Annotated in this window: 19 protein-coding genes and 1 pseudogene; 17 read left to right on the forward strand and 3 right to left on the reverse strand. The window is 30.2% G+C overall.

Annotated features, from left to right (window positions below):
• Positions 1 to 130: 130 nt before the first annotated feature.
• The 4 genes and pseudogenes from ACZ76X_RS17830 to ACZ76X_RS17845 form a co-directional block, all read left to right on the forward strand.
• Positions 131 to 651: pseudogene (locus ACZ76X_RS17830) on the forward strand (DUF2935 domain-containing protein); the annotation flags it as partial.
• Positions 652 to 1,006: 355 nt separating this feature from the next.
• Positions 1,007 to 1,414: a type VII toxin-antitoxin system MntA family adenylyltransferase antitoxin gene (mntA, locus tag ACZ76X_RS17835; RefSeq protein WP_000577223.1), complete on the forward strand. Its 408-nt coding sequence runs from the start codon at positions 1,007 to 1,009 to the stop codon at positions 1,412 to 1,414.
• On the forward strand, positions 1,404 to 1,817 hold the full coding sequence (gene hepT, locus ACZ76X_RS17840; RefSeq protein WP_000787540.1) for a type VII toxin-antitoxin system HepT family RNase toxin: 414 nt from the start codon (positions 1,404 to 1,406) through the stop codon (positions 1,815 to 1,817). The genes mntA and hepT overlap by 11 nt, the downstream gene beginning before the upstream one ends.
• 415 nt (positions 1,818 to 2,232) lie before the next feature.
• Positions 2,233 to 2,643, forward strand: a complete 411-nt coding sequence (locus ACZ76X_RS17845) for a hypothetical protein (protein WP_479851234.1) — start codon at positions 2,233 to 2,235, stop codon at positions 2,641 to 2,643.
• Between the two features lie 614 nt (positions 2,644 to 3,257).
• Here the strand turns inward: ACZ76X_RS17845 and ACZ76X_RS17850 are convergent.
• Positions 3,258 to 3,737 (reverse strand): CPBP family glutamic-type intramembrane protease, encoded by a 480-nt coding sequence (locus tag ACZ76X_RS17850; RefSeq protein ID WP_479851235.1) that lies wholly within the window; start codon positions 3,735 to 3,737, stop codon positions 3,258 to 3,260.
• Positions 3,738 to 4,827: 1,090 nt separating this feature from the next.
• Here ACZ76X_RS17850 and ACZ76X_RS17855 point away from each other — a divergent pair.
• Entirely contained in the window at positions 4,828 to 6,585 is a 1,758-nt protein-coding gene (locus ACZ76X_RS17855) for a methyl-accepting chemotaxis protein (RefSeq protein WP_479851236.1), read from the forward strand.
• A 167-nt stretch (positions 6,586 to 6,752) separates the two neighbouring features.
• A complete protein-coding gene (locus ACZ76X_RS17860; protein ID WP_001167047.1) occupies positions 6,753 to 6,968 on the forward strand; it encodes an alpha/beta-type small acid-soluble spore protein in 216 nt (71 codons plus the stop codon).
• 75 nt (positions 6,969 to 7,043) lie between these two features.
• Here the strand turns inward: ACZ76X_RS17860 and ACZ76X_RS17865 are convergent, their stop codons facing one another.
• Positions 7,044 to 7,457, reverse strand: coding sequence for a hypothetical protein (locus ACZ76X_RS17865; RefSeq protein ID WP_070169553.1), 414 nt, complete (start codon positions 7,455 to 7,457; stop codon positions 7,044 to 7,046).
• Positions 7,458 to 8,398: 941 nt separating this feature from the next.
• Between ACZ76X_RS17865 and ACZ76X_RS17870 the strand changes: the two genes are divergently transcribed.
• The 5 genes from ACZ76X_RS17870 (at position 8,399) to ACZ76X_RS17890 (ending at position 14,875) form a co-directional block, all read left to right on the forward strand.
• Positions 8,399 to 9,769, forward strand: a complete 1,371-nt coding sequence (locus ACZ76X_RS17870; protein WP_479851237.1) for a lytic polysaccharide monooxygenase — start codon at positions 8,399 to 8,401, stop codon at positions 9,767 to 9,769.
• A 1,193-nt stretch (positions 9,770 to 10,962) separates the two neighbouring features.
• Positions 10,963 to 11,256, forward strand: coding sequence for an ArsR/SmtB family transcription factor (locus ACZ76X_RS17875; RefSeq protein WP_088047567.1), 294 nt, complete (start codon positions 10,963 to 10,965; stop codon positions 11,254 to 11,256).
• A 251-nt stretch (positions 11,257 to 11,507) separates the two neighbouring features.
• The gene (locus tag ACZ76X_RS17880) at positions 11,508 to 11,762 is read left to right on the forward strand and encodes a hypothetical protein (RefSeq protein ID WP_479851238.1); all 255 of its coding nucleotides are present in this window, start codon (positions 11,508 to 11,510) and stop codon (positions 11,760 to 11,762) included.
• 201 nt (positions 11,763 to 11,963) lie between these two features.
• A complete protein-coding gene (locus tag ACZ76X_RS17885) occupies positions 11,964 to 14,177 on the forward strand; it encodes a peptidase domain-containing ABC transporter (protein WP_479851239.1) in 2,214 nt (737 codons plus the stop codon).
• A complete protein-coding gene (locus ACZ76X_RS17890) occupies positions 14,174 to 14,875 on the forward strand; it encodes a hypothetical protein (protein WP_479851240.1) in 702 nt (233 codons plus the stop codon). Before ACZ76X_RS17885 ends, ACZ76X_RS17890 begins: the two co-directional genes overlap by 4 nt.
• An 855-nt stretch (positions 14,876 to 15,730) precedes the next feature.
• Here ACZ76X_RS17890 and ACZ76X_RS17895 read toward each other — a convergent pair.
• On the reverse strand, positions 15,731 to 15,904 hold the full coding sequence (locus ACZ76X_RS17895; protein ID WP_479851241.1) for a hypothetical protein: 174 nt from the start codon (positions 15,902 to 15,904) through the stop codon (positions 15,731 to 15,733).
• Between the two features lie 368 nt (positions 15,905 to 16,272).
• Here ACZ76X_RS17895 and ACZ76X_RS17900 point away from each other — a divergent pair, with 368 nt between their 5' ends.
• The 6 genes from ACZ76X_RS17900 (at position 16,273) to ACZ76X_RS17925 (ending at position 18,538) form a co-directional block, all read left to right on the forward strand.
• Entirely contained in the window at positions 16,273 to 16,635 is a 363-nt protein-coding gene (locus ACZ76X_RS17900) for a hypothetical protein (protein ID WP_479851242.1), read from the forward strand.
• 67 nt (positions 16,636 to 16,702) lie between these two features.
• Positions 16,703 to 17,032, forward strand: a complete 330-nt coding sequence (locus tag ACZ76X_RS17905) for a nucleotide pyrophosphohydrolase (protein ID WP_097841738.1) — start codon at positions 16,703 to 16,705, stop codon at positions 17,030 to 17,032.
• Between the two features lie 121 nt (positions 17,033 to 17,153).
• The gene (locus ACZ76X_RS17910; RefSeq protein ID WP_479851243.1) at positions 17,154 to 17,621 is read left to right on the forward strand and encodes a GNAT family N-acetyltransferase; all 468 of its coding nucleotides are present in this window, start codon (positions 17,154 to 17,156) and stop codon (positions 17,619 to 17,621) included.
• Between the two features lie 486 nt (positions 17,622 to 18,107).
• Positions 18,108 to 18,227 carry a lariocidin family lasso peptide gene (locus ACZ76X_RS17915; protein ID WP_423778874.1) on the forward strand — a complete coding sequence of 40 codons (120 nt, stop codon included), beginning with the start codon at positions 18,108 to 18,110 and terminating at the stop codon, positions 18,225 to 18,227.
• 35 nt (positions 18,228 to 18,262) lie between these two features.
• Positions 18,263 to 18,382 carry a lariocidin family lasso peptide gene (locus ACZ76X_RS17920; RefSeq protein ID WP_016135744.1) on the forward strand — a complete coding sequence of 40 codons (120 nt, stop codon included), beginning with the start codon at positions 18,263 to 18,265 and terminating at the stop codon, positions 18,380 to 18,382.
• A gap of 36 nt (positions 18,383 to 18,418) precedes the next feature.
• Positions 18,419 to 18,538 carry a lariocidin family lasso peptide gene (locus tag ACZ76X_RS17925; RefSeq protein ID WP_016135744.1) on the forward strand — a complete coding sequence of 40 codons (120 nt, stop codon included), beginning with the start codon at positions 18,419 to 18,421 and terminating at the stop codon, positions 18,536 to 18,538.
• Positions 18,539 to 18,565 lie beyond the last annotated feature (27 nt).

Consider the following 18,565-nt stretch of genomic DNA (forward strand, 5'->3'; position numbering starts at 1 on the left):
GGAATGTGCTTATTGTTTACTGAGAAGATTAAGAATAAATAGGGATGAAACCTTATTACATTCTGTTATGGTTGGTAAGTATGTAATGTTTGTTGAACCATTAGTAAATGAAATTTGTTTTTGAGATAGAATTATCAGGGACTATTATGTTTTCTTCAAATGGTATTTAGATAAAAGGATATCTTATTTATGGAATGAATTAATAAAGTTTATCAATTGTTTAAGCATGTTGTACAAATAAAAAGATTTAGCTCATAAGTACAACAAGCTGCAACTAATATTGTGGGGTTTGAACAAAAAATTCTAGGATTAATTCTCATATGTAAATTGCCAGAACAAAATAACTCTCTACTGTTAGTTGACTATACAACTAAGAAAAATGATTATTAAAGAAAATGTTTTTTTGTTAGGGATTACAGCAGAGTATGCTAAATTTATTGTTCATTTTCTTGCTCCAGCAGAAATAAAGCTTGTAGATACGGATCGGAATTTGAGAAATGATTTTAATGAATTGATGTATCAAGCAATTGACTTAGAAGCTTTGTAACCACAATCTCAAATAGTTCTTCTTGTGGATCAATTTTCAGATCAAAATCATGTTTCAGTTACATCCCTTTGGGATTGTAAGAAATGGCACGTGATTTAATTGAGTAATGTAAAAAAAGAGTATCCTTCATCTACTATTAGTGGGCCATAAGCTGAGAAGTTAATAATTAATTTAAATGTTATTTTATTAAATATTCCCAAAGGGATTTTTAATTTCTTTGTTTAAAGTGTCTTTTGAATGAATAAATTTGTTTTATAAATTGATGATATTAGACAGCAAGGATTATTATAGGGAAAATAAGTATAGTTTTAATATGTGTATCCAGAAATATTTGTAATGTTTTTATTATTAATAAGGAGGGCATTTTAATACTTTTAATGTATTATACTGTATAGCTGAAAAGGTTATATAATGGTTATGATATAATAAAATTCAAGTACAATAAGGGGGATTAAAAAAATGATTTTTCAAAGCATGATAACAGCTATTATAGAAAAATTACAAGAGACGGTGAATCCCTATTGGATAATTGTGTTTGGATCAACGGCTGAGAACAGAGAACGAGAAGATAGTGATATTGATATAGCTTATTTAAGTGACACAACTTTAGGGAACTATGAACGTTTTTTATTAGCACAGGAGTTAGCTAACATTGTTCATAGAGATGTTGATTTAGTTGATTTATCCGAAGCTTCTACAGTTTTTCAAGCTCAGATTATACATACAGGAAAGACAATATTTTGTTCGGATGAAAAACGTAAGGTCATTTTTGAAATGAAGACCTTAAAAATGTATTCAAAATTAAATGAAGAACGACAGATAGTATTTGATGATATAAAGAAAAGAGGTTCTATATATGAAGAATGAGGTTATTTTAAATAAAATTTCTACAATAGAGCGTTGTATAAAAAGAATCCAAGATGTATATGGAAATGACCCTGAAAATTTAGAGGACTTTACAAAACAAGATTCAATAATATTGAACATACAAAGAGCTTGTGAAGCGAGTATTGATTTAGCAATGCATATTGTTGCAGGGAAAAAATTAGGACTACCCCAATCTAGTCGAGAGGCCTTTGATTTATTGGTTACAGCAGGATTACTTAGCGCTGATCTAGCAAATAAGTTAAAGGCGATGGTTGGATTTCGTAATATTGCTGTTCATGATTATCAAAGTGTAAATTTAGATATTGTTCGTCAAATTATTGAAAAACATTTAACTGATTTTAAACTATTTACGAAAGAAGTAATGGGGATATTGGAATTTTAGGCAAAAGAACACAATAATAGGGCTAAGAAAGAAAGTAATTCTATGATTCCCAAACCAGCTATTAAAACAATTACTTAATTTCGTAAGAAGAAACGCGGTCATAAGATAAGTTTGTTCATGTTGTAGTAAAGCTTTGCATGAAATGTATGAAGATAATAGTAGGAACAATATCCAAATACAATTTTATCAACAAATAAGTAAATATTTTTAAAACTAATTTTTATACATATAATGTATACCAAAAACAAAAAAGTTTCCGTAAGGAAACTTTTTTGTTTTTGGTGAATTTACAGCGATTAATTAATATACAGTTTTTGAGAAAAATGATGAATCATGTCAAATCATCTTCATTTACACGAACGTGAACGTAGTATAAAAAGGAAGCATATCCAAAATAATTAAAGGGGCTGAAAAAATGATTAAAAAACTTATTATTGGTTCTATTGCTTTCGGAGCAACAATAGGAGTGAGTGAACCTACATTTGCTGCTACAATGTATTCTCCATCAAAGTTTAAAGAAACTCAAAATTTCCATGTGCAATCTCTAGATTCTCCATGGCAGTATTTAGGGCAAACTTCAAGGGAATTTCAAATTAAAAGTAACGATCCAAAAGTATTAGCTTTTGAACTAGCAAAAGAAGCGCCATTTTACGAAGAAGAATTAATAGATACCTGTTCTGTAATTTTAGATGCGAATGTAGGTGTTATATATTGGACAAGTAAGGAATGGGTTAGATTTGAAGAAGGAAACTATGAGTTTAAACATGAAATTAAAGTTTTTAGTGATAAAGAACGTCAGCAATTAATTACTGCACTAGAATCTTAAATCTTTACAAAAAAGAAGCTATGCTATACTCCCCCTATAGTAGATAGGAAAAGAAAACACATTAACCTGTTTACTATGGAGGGGATTTTTCTATGTGTTAAATTAGAATTACTCGCTATACAAAATGCAAAGAAAAAGAATTGCGTTTATACTCAAAAAAGGTATAAGGGATAAAATTGTTGCGAAAGAATTAGAGATTTATTGTCCTATTATAAGTTGTTGGATGAAATAATTCGAAACTGTAGGTATTAAAGAACTGGAAGAATAACGTGGGGAAACAAAAGGATTATGTTTAGGTACTAAGACTAAACGATTGGAAGAAGAGAATGAGATGTTAGAAAAATGAAGGAAAGTATGTCACGAAAGCGAAACTTTTAGGATAATGCATGTATAAAAAGAATTCTTTCGCTATGTTAAGTGCGCAAATATATATAGTTTTATAATCATTAAAGATTTCAAAAGAAATTAAGCCACCTGAGCGCATACAAATATAGACTCAGGTGGCTTAATTCTTAGTTATGCTTTGAAAATACGGGCACTCTCTAATCTTTATTTCGTGTCTTTTACCTTAAATAAGTACAAACATAATTCATTAATCTATATTATCTTTAAATTTATAAATTAGATGCTATAAAAGCAATAGAATTATGTAATAAGTGAATCAAAAACACAACCCCAAAAGCAGACATTGTAACCTGATATTTTTCATTCTTTTTTTTATATACCCAATAAGCATAGTTAAATAAAAGACCAATTATGGTTGTACCAACTATATAAGTGATTCCATATTGATGATTTAATCCAAATATAATTGATGCCATTAAAATGATAAGGTAATCGCGATTTTTAATATAAGGAATCCAACTTAATATCCAAAATAAAAATACTTGAAAAACTATTGTTTCATATATAGGTGCCGCCAATACCCCTAATAAAACTTGCAGAATAAGAGGTGCTTCTGTTATTGGGTTTTTTTGTATTTCAGGTAAGAATAAATCTAATGGTATAACAAATAAAAATGTTCCTAATAAAATAAGAAAAACAAAAGAAATTGTAGGCAAAGTAAACATAAATCTATTTATTTTTTTTAGCATATATATTTCTCCTATAATCTTTTATTACACATATACAAAAACTAATATATAATTGAGTCTCTTTTTGTTTCACATCTTTTTTTCGTTTACTATTGATGGAAAATGTTCTGTAATTGAATCCTTGGCTTATATAGGTGTAGCTATAAAGTAGGCATATATTAACACCATATTGTTAATATCAAAATATTAAAGAGCAAAGTGAGATATTAATGTCAAAACAATTCTATGATAAATAATATATCAAGCTTCTTAAGGAAATCTGTTATATAGGACACTCTTGTGTTAATTATTTTACTATATGAATATTTAAGTGCATATAGTTTTGGGAGAGTATGTATTTTTGCATATTTTTAATATAAAACTTTACTTACTATGCTGCTTCATATGAATTTAAGGCAATTAAAGAATCAAGGCCAAAAAAGTCTAAGTTTAATTTGTACAAGTAAATATTAAAATTTTATAGAAAAATAAGGAAAAAAGTTATAAAATGGGAGATTGGATTCAACTTTCCGATTTTTTGTTATGCAAGATAAAGATAACTACAGAAGAGGCTCTTAAAAATTCTTGTCTTTATTTAAAACTAACGATATTATAAAAAATCTTCACTGAAGGAACTCCAACAAATTTAATGTGAAATTTTGTAGAAGATAAATATGAAATTTAACATATTCTTAGTAGGCCATTAAATTTTATAGCAATTATTGTAGGCAAAGCCTTTAACACATCAATTTAGAAAATATCAGTACGAATAGAAGAGATGAGGTAGTAGAAGTATTACGTCTTCCTTTTAATAGATTTCCAGAAGCAGCTGGACATATATTAAAAGGATGCGATTGCAAATGGGAAAACTGATATTTGTACAATAGATCAGAATGAGCTTCGAAAAGAAGAAAATAAACTTTAAATTATTTCTTTAATTATAGTGAAACTATCATTATAAAAGGAAAGAAGATCTATCAAAAGAAAAAATTGGAACGTTTGATTGAATCAATAGTATGCTATTTTAATGTTTAAGTTAATAACAGAAATAGAACCTTTTAATACGTTATTACTTGGTTTTTGTACTGTTGAAATAAGAAAGGTGAAATCTATGAAAAAATATTGGCATAGGCTATCGTTGCTTCAGAAAAATGTATTACTAACGGTATTAGTAATTCTGACGCTTGTGGGAAGTATGGGGGCGTTAAGTTTTAACATGTTTCAAAATAGTATGATGTTTATATTTGAAAGGCAGTCTTTTGAAACAGGAGATACATTAATAAACCAATTAGATCTGGAAATAGTAAGAGATGTGGCAAAAGACCCCACAGCACAAAGCGTGAAGAGAGAAAAATTGACAGAGCAATTAGATAAAGCTATAAAAAATATGAAAAGTGTCGAACAAACATATGTTACAGGAACCAAGCTAAATGATAAAGCTGAATTACAATTAGTAGCTTTGGATACAGAATTAACAGATACGGTTTCTGTAAAACTAAGTTCTGTAAAAACAGGTGACTATTATGAGCATCCTATTCATTGGAAGAAGGCATACGACCAAGTAATGAAAACGAAACAGGCACAAATGACAGAAGTGTATGAAGATGTACTAGGTACATGGGTAACAATTTTAGAGCCAATTACTGATGAAAATAATAATATAATTGCAATTGTTGCAGCAGATTTGGACGCTTCTATTATTCCTCTTACAAAGAAAGAATTTATAGTGCACGGTTTACTATTTATAATCATTTCATTAACAATCGCAATTACAGTTCAAATATTCATCTCACGAAAATCTCTATCGCCTTTAAAGGATTTACAAGAAGGGTTACGTAAAGTTGGGGAAGGGGATTTAAGTATTAAATTGGATGAAAGGTCTGATGATATAGGGATAACTAATATCTATTTTAATAACACCATTAAAAAGTTTAATAGGATTATAGATAAAGTAAGGCAGACGGCTGAACAAGTTTCGACATCCTCACAGGAATTGTCGGTAAGTACAAAAGCGAATAGCATAGCCTTTAAAGAAATTACAAGTGCTACTACAGGATTAAACTTAGGAGCACATTCTCATGAAAATGTAGTGCAAAAATGTTTAGGAATTGTTCAAGATATGGAAAGTAAGATGATAGAAATTACAGGGGCTGCAAAACAAGTTAGGAACGCTTCGGAAGACATGGAACAGCATTCTAGAGAAGGAAAAGATTTAATTAAGCAAATTGTAAATCAAATGAAAAGAATCCGAGATACAGTTCAAGATGTATCTGCTAGTATGTATGCATTAGAAGCACGATCTAAGGAAATTAGTGGAATCCTTACTGTAATTACAACTATGTCAAATCAAACAAGTTTATTAGCTGTAAACGCTTATACTGAAGCCTCATGTGATGGAGAGTTGGGGAAAGGATTTTCAGTTGTTGCGGATGAGGTACGTATATTAGCGGAAAAAACCGAGGCATCTGCAAGGGATATAGCTAAATTAATTGATGAAACCCAAGCTGAAGCAGATGAGGCTGTACAATCCATACAGAAGAGTTCAAAGGAAGTAGAATCAGGAATAACACTTGTTCAAAGTAGCGGTGCTTTCTTTGAAAAGATTTCAGAATCAGCACAATCTGTTGCCAGTCAAATTAAAGTAGCTTCGAATAATTCAAGTGACATTTTAAAAGATAATCAAACTATTGTTCAGATTGTAAATGAATTATCACACATTGCAAATACATATGTGAATAGCAGTAGTAATGTAGAGACAAGTATGAAAGAGCAAGAACTGTATGTACAAAACATTGCAGAGTTGGCAAATTCTTTAAATTGGCTCTCCCAAGAGTTACAGGAGTTAATAGGGGAATTCAAAGGTAAGTAGGATAGGAGAAGGGGTAGGTATAGGTATGACCTATGCCTTTATTTATGCCCATATAAAGAGTGAAAGCTAAGGTATATATGTAAAATGGCTAAACGAATAATTTTTTTTTGCATATTTTGTTGGAAATAGAGCATGATATTACCAAATTCAACGGAGGTGTTTAAAAAATGCAAATTCGCGAAAATAATAATTCAAACGAAATCTTAATAGCAGCTGCAGCAAGTGCAATTGAACAAATGAAATATGAAATTGCTCAGGAATTTGGTGTTACACTTGGACCAGATTCAACAGCAAGAGCTAATGGTTCAGTAGGTGGAGAAATTACAAAACGTTTAGTTCGTATGGCGCAAGAGCAGTTATCTGGTCAATATAAAATTCACTAAAGTTAAAGGTATATCCCATGGAAGGGATATACCTTTTTAATTTGCCTTTAAAGAGGATAGTGAAAATTTTTATTGCTAGTTAAATTTAGACACTGCAAATTTGGCTGTGAAATTCATCTTCTTCATGTAAGAAGAATTTACACCTGCTTGAAATTGAACAGAAATATTACCGTCTTTTTGCGCTTTGAATACGCGACCATATGGTGAATTAGCATTGTATGTGCCAATTACTTGATCATCCGCATCAAAGACTGTATAAGAAATTGGGAACCCGGAGTTTTGTACAAAGACCGTAAGTTCTTCCCCTTTACTAAGATTAAATGATTCTTTTTGAGAAACTTCATAGGAACTCATAGAGTAATATTTTGTAACTTCTTGAATGTCTAAGTTCGTAGTTGCCGCACTTGCTTTTGGTGCCTCTGCTCCTGGTAAATTCATACCTGATAGTACTGCAATTCCTAATGCCCCTGCTAAAATAACTTTTTTCATAATGCTAGTTCCTCCTTTAATAAATTGTGAGATTTGAAAACGAAGTGAAAATATCACTTCTTGAAACCATTATAGTTACAATGAGAATGATTTTCAATGAGATTTGATATGTAATTCTGCATACATAAGATGTCGATATAAGATAATCTATCCGAAGTTTAAAGTATTGTTAAAAGAAGGAGAGGACAAATTTTTAAAACTATGAATGGGGTGGTAGCTGGTTTTTACATACGTTAGTTTTATAAGTGAATATTTTGTTGTTTTTTTATCTTGCATTCATTGTATATAAATAAACACTCAATTGTTGATAAAGTTGTATAATTTGGAATTATTAAACAAAATAAGGGGTTGTATGTTATAATAAAGCTGTAATAAGGTTCAGCATCCTAATCTTATTGTGTATATTTAACCTATGTATGTCGTTTGTATAAAAAATAAGAAGTCTCTCAAAAAGAGGCTTCTTATTTTTTGTATGGAGGGGGATTACAGATGATTGATTATTATCAAATCTTTTTATTTACTATGGCAGGTATTGCCTTGTTTTCTTATATACAACATGCTGGAAAACCAACAAAAGGAAACAAATAGAAATTCTTTGTTGTAGTATTTTTCTTTTTTCTTTTTCATTATTTATTTCTTAAATTTGTGTAGGTAAATGTAAGAGGGAATACGTTTTTTGTTCTAAAATTACAGTAAGAAGAACTTGTAAGACATAAGAGGGTTACAGGAAAAAGTCCAATAACTGTCATAATTTCTGTGAAATTTTAATAAATTAGTATGTAATAATTCAACTATAGGGTTATTTGGATGTAATGGAGGTAAATAAATAGTTGAGTATGAAATTTTGTATTCAATTGTTTATTTTAGTTATACGTATTTAGCCTTCACCTACATCCATGCTCTTAATATAGTAAGAAATTCAATAGGAGGGGACTAGTAGTATGAATAAAAAAATTCTAGGGCAGTTTAGAAAAATGGCAACAACTAAAAAAGGATTAAGTGCTGCTGCAGTAGCAGTGGGAATTATGAGTACAACTCTTATTCCTCAAAATGCCTATGCACATGGGTTTGTTGAAAAGCCAGGTAGCCGTGCAGCTTTATGCAGTCAAAATTATGGAGCGCTGAATTCAAATTGTGGAAATATAATGTATGAACCGCAAAGTTTAGAAGCTCCTAAAGGATTCCCACAGGGTGGACCAGCAGACGGGAAAATTGCTTCAGCAGGAGGCCTGTTTGGTGGGATTCTTGATCAGCAAACAGCTGATCGATGGTTTAAGAATACGATTAAGGGCGGAGAAAATACTTTCACTTGGAAATACACAGCTCCTCATTCAACAAGTCAATGGCACTATTACATCACGAAAAAGGGATGGGATCCAAATAAACCTTTAACAAGAGCAGACTTCGAGTTAATTGGTACTGTAAAACACGATGGTTCTAAAGCGACTAATAATTTATCACATAAAATCAACGTACCAACTAATCGTAGTGGGTATCATGTTATTTTAGCTGTTTGGGATGTAGCTGATACTGTAAACGCTTTCTATAATGTAATTGATGTGAATCTAATAAATGATGAAAAACCAGATAAAGAGGCACCAACCCAGCCATCTGAATTAAAAGTAATAAAAGCTACTTCAAATAGTGTAGAACTTAATTGGAAACCTGCAACAGACAATGAAGGGGTGAAAGAATATCAAGTGTTACGTAATGGAGAGTTAATTAATACTGTAGTCGGTACAAGTATAATTGATAAAAAATTAAGCCCAAACACAGAATATACGTATACAGTAAGAGCAGTAGATGCTGCAGGGAATATATCTGAGGAAAGTGAAGCATTAGTGATTAAAACAACAGAGGAAAAACCAGATACGGAAGCACCAACCCAGCCTAAAGGATTACACAGTATGGGAACCACTACGAGTAGTATTGATTTAATGTGGAGTCCATCGGAGGATAATGTAGATGTGAGCCATTATATTGTATACAGAGAAGTTGGAGGGACCATGAAAGAAATAGGTACTGCTAATACAACTTCATTTATGGACAAAGATTTGCAAGCGAATACAGCATATAAGTATGTAGTATCTGCTGTCGATGCATCAGGTAATAAATCAATGAAAAGTGATGCCATCACAGTTACAACAAAAGGACAAGAAAACTCTTATGAACAATGGGATGCGCGTAAAGCGTATAAAGCAGGGGATAGAGTAGTTCATGAGGATAAGGTGTATGAGGCAGTTCAGAGTTATCAAGGGAATGGAGATCCAAATTGGATTTTTGCATTGTCATTATGGAAAGAAGTAAACTAATGATGTCAATAGTGAATCCCTTTAGTTTTTAAATAATGGAACAAATGGTTAATTATAAGAGCTGGTACATTTATATTGGTGAATAATTAAGCTTTTACAAGGGTTTAAACTGATAGAAGAAGTTATTATTTTGATTAAAGAGACAAGTAATTGGATTGAAACAAACATTTATTCTATGTAGTGTAGATTTTTAATAGAGTATATAAAAAAATGCAACGTCTAGGAGCCAATTTGAGTAAAGCTAATAGAAATGATGAAGTTTATAAAAAAATAGAGAAGAGCATGTTCGTAAATTAATTGTTAATAACGAGCGAGAAATTGCAAAAAAGAAGAGTTAATTAAAAATTAACTCTTCTTTTTATTAAAAATTAAACTTAATTTCTATACCCGTTATACCACAGTTTATTAATTAGATTGTGTCTAAGAACAATTTTTATTATAAAAGAGAGTTAAATGTGAATAAATTAGCATTCGTAAGTAAAAATAGCCCCTCTTATAAGAGGAGTTTCCAATTATTATTTTGAGATTATACATTTAAAATTAGGTGATAAGATAATTGGGCGAAGTAAAAGTGATAAAACGTATTTTATTCGTTCGTATTATTTGGGTTCTGGATAATGATTGTAGTATGCGATTCTAATAAAGTTTTAATAAACATTGGTTAATTTAGCATCTCTAAATGGAGGAGTGTAAAAGAGATTTAATACATTAAAAGAGGGATACATATTATTGGGGTTAACTAAAAAATGAAATAAAAAAGATATTTTAGGTTAGGGAAATTTAAAAGGCCTTGTCATTATAGACAGGGCCTTTCAAAAAGGGACACAATTGACAACTGAAGGTGACTTTATATTACTATTTTTGGTGTTTTAATTCCAGGTGTATTTATTGAGAAATAAAATGATAATTTTGTAGAGTGTGAGATGGGGGATACTGCTTATCAATTTTTCAGGACGGGTAGGCAAAGCAGAATTCTTTATTTGTTTTAAACAAAGGATAGGAGAAGTACTTTTGTTTAGCAAAGCGTGTGAAACATAGATCAAAGTTATGTGAAAAACTGTTTTCAGGATAGGTTTCCTTTTTGCTTTAAAAAGAGAATAAATTTTCTCAACAGGACAAATCGTAATCATCTATAAGTACTATTTATAAGGATAATAAGAAAAATAGAAATTAATAATAAAGGAGAATGCGAAATGAAAACAGTAGTAACTGATAGAGATCTAGCTGAAATCCGCGAAGAAGACGTAGATGTTTTAAAAGTAATGGCACATCCGGTACGATTACAAATTGTAAATGAATTAATGCATCATAAAATGTGTAATGTTACGCAATTAACGGAAATATTAAGACTCCCACAATCTACTGTTTCACAGCATCTATCAAAATTAAGGGGAACCGTACTTCGTGCAGAAAGAAAGGGGTTAGAGATGCATTATTATATAGATAATGCTAAAGCCCGTCAGATTGTAGGAATCTTAGGTTTTTAGATAAATAGTATGTGAAAAGTTTCCTGTTATGAAGCAGGAAACTTTTCTTGTATGTTTAACAAATTTTCCACATTTATAAAGAAACATAAAGCTAAGAAAGTACGATGTCTAAAATATTTTATAAGGGGTGCACATGTAAAATTGCATACCGTCTATTCCTGATAATTAAATAAAAATGTAACTATAATGATCACATTGAATAGATATCAAAAATATCTATTCCCATACGATAACAATGGAGATGATTGAGAATGTATGGGAAAAAATTGATTCTAGCTGGAGCACTTAGTTTTATAATACTGGGGTGCGCTAATATAGCAGGAGAAAAGGTAACGAAAGCTAATGTAGCTTCAATTGAAACAGATATGGTGACAATGGGGGGATCAATAGTCGAGTTAGGGGAACAGGTTTTTTATATTAAGTCCCAAAAGTATAATGAAGGCTTTGATAATCTCATAAGAGTAGAAGTAGATTTCAAGCGCGATGTTAAGATAGGGATCAAGTAAAATTTATTGGATTATGTGAAGAAGCTTTTGTACTTATAGGACAGCAACAAAAGTAGCAAAGAGTTAAATGAAATGACCACAAGATAGATTAAATGGGAGTACGATACATAAAATTAAGAAAATTCAATTCATGTGATATAATAATATATGGATAAAAATGAGAATTAATATTAGAAAATCAAAAAGAAGGGAAGAGAAAGTTTGTTTAAAAGTTTTCCATATATTAAACAGCATGATTTACAAGATTGTGGACCGGCATGTCTTGCAATGATATCAAGACATTATGGACTCTCTTTATCAATTTCAAAAATTCGTGAAGTTTCAGGAACAGATTTGAAGGGAACAAATATTAAAGGATTATTAGAGGCTGCTACAAAGTTAGAATTTGAGGCAAAAGGGGTAAAGACGAATGATATAGAGGCTTTAAAGGAAATTCCTTTACCAGCCATTGCTCATGTTGTAATAGACAAAAACGTATTACATTATGTCGTTATTTATAAAGTATCAAAGGATAAAGTTTACATTGCAGATCCTGCAAAGGGACTGGTTATTTACAAATTGAAAGATTTTAGGGATATTTGGACAGGAATTTTAGTTCTGATGACTCCAAAACCAAGCTTTCAGCCAGGGAAACTATCACCAAATGTATTTAGTCAATTTATTGCTTTATTGAAACCACAAATTCATTTGTTACTCCCTTTGTTCTTTGCATCTATATTCTTTAATTTATTTGCTTTGTTAGGTACATTTTATTTTAAAATATTGATTGATGATATTGTAACTAATAAATTAGTACAAACTCTACATATAATTTCTATAGGAATCATCATATTATATGTATTCAAAGTTGTATTATCTTATTTTAGAACACATTTAATACTATATTTTAGTAGACGAATTGATATACAGCTTATGTTAGGTTATTATCGCCATGTTGTAGGATTACCCATGAATTTTTTTGAAACTAGAAAAGTTGGGGAAATTATTTCTCGCTTTATAGATGCTGGCAAAGTACGTGATGCACTATCTACTACAACGGTGACATTAATGATTGACACCTTAATGGTTATAGCAGGAGCAATTATACTCTATATGCAAAATTCTTATTTATTTGGTGTAACTCTTTTGCTTATTCCATTGTATATATTAATAATATTTTCATTCCATACCCCATTTCAAAATATAAACCGTAAAGAGATGGAGAGCAGTGCAAAGTTAACATCTTATCTAGTTGAAAGCTTAAATGGAATTTCAACTGTAAAGTCTTATAATGCAGAAAAAGAAGTGTTTTTCCAAACAGAAAAACGTTTTGTTAGTTTATTAAAATATATATTTAATAAAGGAATGTTAATAAATTTACAAAGCTCTTTAAAAATGGGAATTGAATTAATTGGTGGAACAATAATACTCTGGATTGGTGCCATGCAGGTATTAAAAGGGAATATGACAATAGGGGAATTAATAACATATAATGCACTTTTAGTTTACTTTTTAAATCCAATTCAAAATTTGATTGGTATTCAGCCGATGATGCAGTCAGCTGTTGTAGCTGCAGAAAGATTAAATGAAATTTTTGAATTAGAGTTAGAAAAAAATGAAGCGGAATCTCACAAAGTATTTCCTAAGCGGTTATCAGGTGAAATTAGTTTTAATGATGTCACGTTTCGCTATGGTACAAGAAAAAATGTATTATCTGGTTTGAATTTTTCTATTAAGTCTGGAAGCCAAGTAGCATTTGTTGGGGAAAGTGGATCAGGAAAAACAACGATTTCTAAATTATTAATGGCTTACTATGAACCTCAAGAAGGTAATATTTATTATGACAATTATGATATAAAAGAGATTAGTCGTACTGCATTAAGAGATAAAATTGCCTATGTTTCACAAGAGTCATTTTTCTTCAGTGGTTCCATTTATGATAATTTGAAATTTGGTTTAAATCGTCAAATTGATTTAGCAGAAGTTATTGAGGTGTGTAAACAGGCGTGCATTCATGAATTTATTAGTGAATTACCTCTAAGATACGAAACATTATTGGAAGAAAATGCTTCAAATTTATCAGGTGGGCAAAAGCAACGTTTAGCAATTGCACGATCATTATTGAAAAATCCAGATATTATGATTTTAGATGAAGCAACTAGCAACTTGGACTCAACAACCGAAAAGAAAATTACAGATATAATTAAAGGATTTAGTGAGCGGGGTATAACAGTCATTATTATTGCTCATAGATTAAGTACTATCCAACATGCAAATCAAATTTTTGTAATGCAGCAAGGAAAAATTTTCGAGCAAGGTTCCCATGAGGAATTGCTGCTGAAAAAGTGTGAGTACTATCGTTTGTGGAGAAACCAAACTGTTCATATAGAATATATTGAGTCGCAATCTTTACAAGCTGAGGTGAAGATAAAATGAATAGAATTTATGCTTTTGAAGAGTTAACCGATAGTGTGGAATTATTAAATAAAAAGCCGCCTCGGTTTATAAAATGGTTTTTAATTTTTCTGTTTTGTTCTCTTGCCATCTCATTATTTTGGATATGTACTGGTGAAACGAATATTGTAATTAATGGGACTGCCCTTATAAAAAATAAATCTGAAACGAGTAATATTAGAAGTCAGAATGATGGCATGATAGAAGATATTGTCATTACCAATGGAGACTTCGTAAAGAAAGGAGATTTATTACTTAAATTCAGAAGTAATAAATCAGAAGAAATAGAAATTAAGGCGAAAACGGATGGGATTGTTCAATTTTTTGAAACCATTCAAGTTGGAGATATATTTAAAACTGGACAAGAAATACTATCTATTGTTCCAAAGGAGAGTGCCAAAAACGTAAAGTTAACATTATTAGCGAATGATGTAAGGGGCATAAAATTAGGTGATAAAGTAAATTATTCATTTAATTTGGATACAACAAGTGAACAGTTTGGAACTGTAACTTATATTGCAGCTCAGCCTATATATGATAAGGATTTAAACGAATACGTATACATATTAGAAGGGACAATGGATTTTAAGGAAGCTCAAGAATTACCTATAGGTATAAGAGGGAAAGCTTCTATAATAAAGGGATCCAAACCTATTTGGAAAAGTTTATTAAAAAACTAAAGTGATAAAAAAGAAGGGCTTAATCTAATCTCCTTATAGTAGACAGAAAAAAGAACGTACATTAATCTGTTTACTATAGAGGGGATTTTTCTATGGGGAAAATTAGAATAAATTACAATGTAGAATTTGAGACAAAAGCTGTAGATTTATATTAAAACCGTTATGAGAGAATTAGGTATTCATCACTCAGTTGTCAGCAGTTTGTTCAAAGATTTTGAAGCTAAAGATATGAAAGGGTTAGAAGAAAAACGTGGGAAATCGAAAGCGCCAGATTTAGGTACAATAAGAACAAAACGAGAAAATCGAGAATGCAATGTTCAAAAAGGGCCTAGGGGTGTTAGATAAGGTATGCAAGCTATATCTAAAACGGGAAAATTAGAAGCTATTCTTGAGATGTTAGAAAAGGATATACGGTTATCCTATTATGCTATTGCTGAGGTAATTAGAAGTGGACAAAGCGAAACTTAGTGCTTTCTGTGAAACAACCGGAGGAAACCAAAATTAAGAAAAAGATACTGGGACTAAACCTAAGAAATGAAGAGATTCGTTTCTTAAATGTAAGGGCTACGAGAATAGCCTAATTAATTAGAAACCGATAGGTTACCGTATTAGGAATCTCCCACTTCGAACAGTCCGTCAGGACGTCAATTGATGGGTAAATTAAGGGGGATTGGATTGAATAATTAAGAAAATCTACAGCCATAAGGCTATTTAACTTGTTTTTCATTTTATTTTTCTAAAAGTAAACTTTTTTAAATAAAATAAAAAGAGTGCTATAATAGCTCCCTTTTTATTAATTAGTTGTTAAACTCAGTACCCATTTTACTGAGTTTATATATTAATTTTTATTAGAAATCAATCACCTAGACAAAGCTTTTTTTTGTAAAGAGAACTAGCAAGAGCACAGCCTGCATTGTAGCCTACTGTTCCATCTTTCCAATCACTACTCCAACTTTTTCTTTTTCCACCATCAATTTTCACAACTTCTTCTTCAGTAAGAACTTCTAATTTCTTTGATTTCAATTCCATGATAACGCCTCCATTATTGTATTTTATGTTAATTCAGAATAATAACTGAATTAATAATATTATATATTGTAATATTAAAAAAAGTCTATTATTTTTTTAATAGAATATAACAATAATTTTATATATTTATAAAATTATATATTTCTGGTGTAATACTGGGTTTTCAGTTCATTGTGATATGTGTAGCCGAAATATACTAATCTATCAGAGATTTAAGACACTTTATTTCATGTAGCAACGTATAGAAGTAGGGGTGTATGAGGAATGAGAATAATACTTTTAAAAATTAAATAGTATAATATATAATTTAAAGGGATTAAAAAATATAGGGGAGAACAATTAAGTTATCCATTAAGGGAGATTACTACATGTATACCTGTAATCAATGTGGAACAGAAATGATTATGCAAATGCAAGATAGATATAGGGAATATTGTCCAAAATGTGAAATGCCTAGGCCGAGTAGCTTATTGTACTATAATTTATATGAGCTACTAGAATTTATGGAAGTTAATGAATACTTGAGTAAGGAAAGTATGCTACATAATTTTCTAAAATGGGAGTTTGAGTTAACGGAAGGGCGTATCTTCAAGTTACATTTAGATGTTGACAGATATGATCAAATCGGTGATGAGAATTTTACAAAACAATTAGAAACATATATGAAAGGAATCCGATTAAAATTAAATGTTAAATATGAGGATGATTATATCTGGGTTAAGGTTAATTAGTAGGACTCTACATATAATGTGTTCTAGTTTGAAAAGATAGTAAGAAATAGAGAGGAGATTAATAGTAATGGAAGATTTAAAGAAGGAAGTAATAAGATTTCGAGATGAGAGAAATTGGGGACAATTTCATAATGCAAAGGATTTAGCCATTTCATTGAATTTAGAAGCTGCGGAATTGCTTGAGACATTTCAATGGAAGTCCAGTCAAGAAGCAACGGAGACTAAAATGCAGGAAATGAAAGAAGAAATAGCTGATGTAATGATTTACTTGCTTCTGCTAAGTGATCAATTAAATATAAATTTAGAAGAGGCAGTACAACTTAAGCTTATAAAAAATGCTGAGAAATATCCTGTAGAAAAAGCATTTGGAAAAAATAAAAAGTATAATGAACTCTAGAAGAGGAATGACATATTTACATATTATTTAAAATTAAGATTATATTTTATCAACTTTGTTTAACTTGCCACGTACAATTTATTACACTATATTAGTAGAAACTTACAAAGGAGGTTTTAAAATGGAAATTAGTATTAAAAAACTAGATAAAAAAATAGATAATCGAGAGAGTATTAAAAAAATAATAGAATTATGGAATCTAAACGCAATAGAAACTGCAGATTGTGAATTAGAGGAAAGTCATAAAAAAGGGATTGAAGAGCAATTAGTGGAATTGATTCAATCAAGATATGGTGCGGTTTTTGTAGGAACTGATGAAAATAATAATCTAATTGGTTATGGAATTGGCTCAATAAAGCAAGATTTGGTTACAGAAATGTTATATGGTCAAATAGAGGAAGTTTATGTGAAATCAGAATATAGAAGACAGCAAATTGCGCAAAATTTAGTTGGAAATATAAGCAATTGGTTGAATCAAGAAAATGTCTCTTTAATTCATGTCTATGTTGACTTAGCTAATAAATTGGCATTGAATTTTTGGGAGAATACAGGATTTGAAAAAGAATTTTTTCTTTTATCTAATAGTTAATCAATATAATGAAAGTATAAATAAAGATAGGATCACTATAATAATAGCATTTCGCTACTATAGTGATCCTATTTTTATTTATAAGAAAATAAAGGTTGAAAGTCATTATTTAGAAATATTTAACAGAATATTCAAATTAACGATAAAGGAATAAGTGCACTTACATCTTATGATTTAGGGGTGGAATTACATAAATTACTTATATTTACATAAAAGTATATAAAGTTGAAAAAATAGATTAAAGAGACTTTATTTAGAAAATATTTACATTTTTATCAATAGTAAACAAATAATTCAGATAAGTAATAAAAATACATTTTTTTGTTTATATGTGTTGATAAAATGTTGTTTTTCGGATAAAAATACATCCATTTGTAGAATTTTGATGTTAAATGTAAAAAAAAGTAGTTTCTTGAGTAGTTTACATTCTAATTTCTTGTGTATAAACTTCAACTTAATTCCATAGAAAGGAGGGGGAAAAGAAAAATGAAAAAACTAGAGGCAGGGAAAGTAAAGGTATATGGATCATTTATGGCGGTAACATTAGCGAAGAAGAACAAACCAGGTGATGGAACAAGAACAAAAGGAATCCGCAAAGGATTATAAACGTTATTAAATTAAAAATAAGGGAGAGAAGAAAAATGAAAAAATTAGAAGCAGGGAAAGTAAAGGCATATGGATCATTTATGGCAGTAACATTAGCGAAGAAAAACAAACCAGGTGATGGAACAAGAACAAAAGGAATCCGTAAAGGACTATAAACGTTATTAAATTAAAAAATAAGGGAGAGAAGAAAAATGAAAAAATTAGAAGCAGGGAAAGTAAAGGCATATGGATCATTTATGGCAGTAACATTAGCAAAGAAAAACAAACCAGGTGACGGAACAAGAACAAAAGGAATTCGTAAAGGACTATAAACGTTCTTAAATAAAGAGGATAGGAGG

It is taken from the genome of Bacillus sp. BC05(2025), from assembly GCF_056725905.1.

Bases quoted from the DNA above. Each gene is read 5' to 3' on its own strand.
- mntA (WP_000577223.1), top strand. From the start codon at position 1,007: ATGATTTTTCAAAGCATGATAACAGCTATTATAGAAAAATTACAAGAG.
- hepT (WP_000787540.1), top strand. From the start codon at position 1,404: ATGAAGAATGAGGTTATTTTAAATAAAATTTCTACAATAGAGCGTTGT.
- ACZ76X_RS17845 (WP_479851234.1), top strand. From the start codon at position 2,233: ATGATTAAAAAACTTATTATTGGTTCTATTGCTTTCGGAGCAACAATA.
- ACZ76X_RS17850 (WP_479851235.1), bottom strand. From the start codon at position 3,737: ATGCTAAAAAAAATAAATAGATTTATGTTTACTTTGCCTACAATTTCT.
- ACZ76X_RS17855 (WP_479851236.1), top strand. From the start codon at position 4,828: ATGAAAAAATATTGGCATAGGCTATCGTTGCTTCAGAAAAATGTATTA.
- ACZ76X_RS17860 (WP_001167047.1), top strand. From the start codon at position 6,753: ATGCAAATTCGCGAAAATAATAATTCAAACGAAATCTTAATAGCAGCT.
- ACZ76X_RS17865 (WP_070169553.1), bottom strand. From the start codon at position 7,457: ATGAAAAAAGTTATTTTAGCAGGGGCATTAGGAATTGCAGTACTATCA.
- ACZ76X_RS17870 (WP_479851237.1), top strand. From the start codon at position 8,399: ATGAATAAAAAAATTCTAGGGCAGTTTAGAAAAATGGCAACAACTAAA.
- ACZ76X_RS17875 (WP_088047567.1), top strand. From the start codon at position 10,963: ATGAAAACAGTAGTAACTGATAGAGATCTAGCTGAAATCCGCGAAGAA.
- ACZ76X_RS17880 (WP_479851238.1), top strand. From the start codon at position 11,508: ATGTATGGGAAAAAATTGATTCTAGCTGGAGCACTTAGTTTTATAATA.
- ACZ76X_RS17890 (WP_479851240.1), top strand. From the start codon at position 14,174: ATGAATAGAATTTATGCTTTTGAAGAGTTAACCGATAGTGTGGAATTA.
- ACZ76X_RS17895 (WP_479851241.1), bottom strand. From the start codon at position 15,904: ATGGAATTGAAATCAAAGAAATTAGAAGTTCTTACTGAAGAAGAAGTT.
- ACZ76X_RS17900 (WP_479851242.1), top strand. From the start codon at position 16,273: ATGTATACCTGTAATCAATGTGGAACAGAAATGATTATGCAAATGCAA.
- ACZ76X_RS17905 (WP_097841738.1), top strand. From the start codon at position 16,703: ATGGAAGATTTAAAGAAGGAAGTAATAAGATTTCGAGATGAGAGAAAT.
- ACZ76X_RS17910 (WP_479851243.1), top strand. From the start codon at position 17,154: ATGGAAATTAGTATTAAAAAACTAGATAAAAAAATAGATAATCGAGAG.
- ACZ76X_RS17915 (WP_423778874.1), top strand. From the start codon at position 18,108: ATGAAAAAACTAGAGGCAGGGAAAGTAAAGGTATATGGATCATTTATG.
- ACZ76X_RS17920 (WP_016135744.1), top strand. From the start codon at position 18,263: ATGAAAAAATTAGAAGCAGGGAAAGTAAAGGCATATGGATCATTTATG.
- ACZ76X_RS17925 (WP_016135744.1), top strand. From the start codon at position 18,419: ATGAAAAAATTAGAAGCAGGGAAAGTAAAGGCATATGGATCATTTATG.